Origin of the sequence: Microbispora oryzae, from assembly GCF_017896165.1 — a bacterium.
Classification (GTDB): Bacteria; Actinomycetota; Actinomycetes; order Streptosporangiales; family Streptosporangiaceae; genus Microbispora; species Microbispora oryzae.
In genome coordinates this window covers 1-1,892 of the sequence record NZ_JAFCNB010000053.1, presented here as the reverse complement: position 1 = coordinate 1,892, position 1,892 = coordinate 1, and the positions used below count along the sequence as shown (strand labels likewise).

Genomic DNA, 1,892 nt, shown 5'->3' with positions numbered 1-1,892 from the left:
GAGCAATGCTCAGAACCTGTGGATCGGCTCGGGGGCGTACCCTCCCGAGTGATCGATTCGAAGGTCACTGAGTAGGCCGACGTTGGCGCGTCGGCTGGGAGGGCACGCCCATGCTTACCGTAGTCAATGCCGGCGGCGCGGCGTCGAACGGATCGTTGCTCGATGAGATCGTTCGAGAGGGAGCGCGGCGGATGTTGGCCGCTGCCCTGGAGGCCGAGGTCAACTCCTACTTGGCGGAGCTGGCTGACGCTCGCGACGCCGACGGCCGCCGTCTGGTGGTGCGCAACGGGTTCCACGCCGAGCGGACGATAGCAACCTCGGCCGGGCCTGTGCAGGTCAAGGCGCCGCGGGTGAACGACAAGCGGGTCGATGCCGAGACCGGCGAGCGTAAGCGCTTTTCTTCAGCGATCCTGCCACCGTGGGCCCGCAAGACCCCGAAGATCTCTGAGGTGCTTCCGCTGCTCTATCTGCACGGCCTGTCCACCGGCGACTTCGTTCCGGCTCTGGAGCAGTTCCTCGGGTCGTCGGCTGGGCTGTCGTCGGCGACGGTGTCGCGGCTGACGTCTCAGTGGAGCGACGATCATCAGGCGTTCCAGAAGCGCGACTTGTCGGCGACCGACTTCGTCTACATCTGGGCCGACGGCGTGCATTTGAAGGTCAGGCTGGACCAGGCCAAGGCGTGCGTGCTGGTCCTGGTGGGCGTCCGAGCCGACGGCAGCAAAGAGCTGATAGCCCTGGACGAGGGCTATCGGGAGTCGTCGGAATCGTGGGCGAACCTGCTGCGCGACTGCGAACGGCGCGGAATGCGCGCCCCGCATCTCGCGGTCGGCGACGGGGCCTTGGGCTTCTGGAAGGCGCTGCGCGAGGTGTTCCCCGAGGCCAAGGAGCAGCGCTGCTGGGTACACAAAACTGCGAACGTGTTGGACTGCCTGCCGAAGTCGGCTCAGCCGGCGGCCAAGGCCGCGATCGCAGACATCTACAACGCCGAGGACAAAGACCAGGCCACCAAGGCCATCAGGACTTTCGAGCGGCAGTACGGGGCGAAATTCCCCAAGGCCGTCAAGAAGATCGTCGACGACGCGGACGTGCTGCTGGCGTTCTACGACTACCCGGCCGAACACTGGATCCACCTGCGCACCACGAACCCGATCGAGTCGACATTCTCCACTGTCCGACTACGCACCAAGGTCACCCGCGGTGCCGGTTCCCGCGCGGCGGCCCTGGCGATGACATTCAAGCTCATCGAGTCCGCCCAGCAACGCTGGCGCTCGGTCAACGCACCCCACCTGGTCGCTCTGGTGCGTGCCGGAGCCCGCTTCGAACGCGGCGTACTCATCGAGCGTGACGAGGTCACCGCAGCATGACCGGCAATGCCGAACGCCCGTTGCTCTTCCTCGATGTCGACGGGCCGCTTCTCCCGTTCGGCGAGGACCCGCAACGCGCACTGAGGGTTACCGCACCGGACTCGCGCTTGGCGCGACTCACCGCCGAGGTGGGGCGCCGGCTGGCAGCGCTACCCTGCGAACTCGTCTGGGCGACAACCTGGGAAGACGAGGCGAACGCCGAGATAGCACCCCGGATCGGGCTACCGCGGCTGCCCGTCGTGAGCTGGCCGGATCCATCCGACAGGCATGAACGCGAGGACCAATGGTTCGGGCTCTGCTGGAAGACTCGGACCCTGGTGAACTGGGCGGGTGGGCGCCCGTTCGCCTGGGTCGACGACGAGATCACCGACGCCGACAGGGAGTGGGTCTTCGCGCACCATAGCGGCCAGGCTCTCCTCCACCACGTGGAGTCATACCGGGGACTCGCCGACGACGACTTCGCAGCCCTCGACCAATGGCTTCGAGCTCTGTGAATCACACGCAATCCACAGGATTTGACAATTGCTC

The 1,892-nt window shown here is 66.1% G+C and carries 2 protein-coding genes; both read left to right on the top strand.

Annotation, left to right across the window (positions count from 1 at the left end):
• Positions 1-110 precede the first annotated feature (110 nt).
• Positions 111-1,364, top strand: coding sequence for an IS256 family transposase (locus JOL79_RS33470; RefSeq protein ID WP_210159953.1), 1,254 nt, complete (start codon positions 111-113; stop codon positions 1,362-1,364).
• Positions 1,361-1,858, top strand: coding sequence for an HAD domain-containing protein (locus JOL79_RS33465; RefSeq protein ID WP_210159952.1), 498 nt, complete (start codon positions 1,361-1,363; stop codon positions 1,856-1,858). The genes JOL79_RS33470 and JOL79_RS33465 overlap by 4 nt, the downstream gene beginning before the upstream one ends.
• The last annotated feature ends 34 nt before the right edge of the window (positions 1,859-1,892 follow it).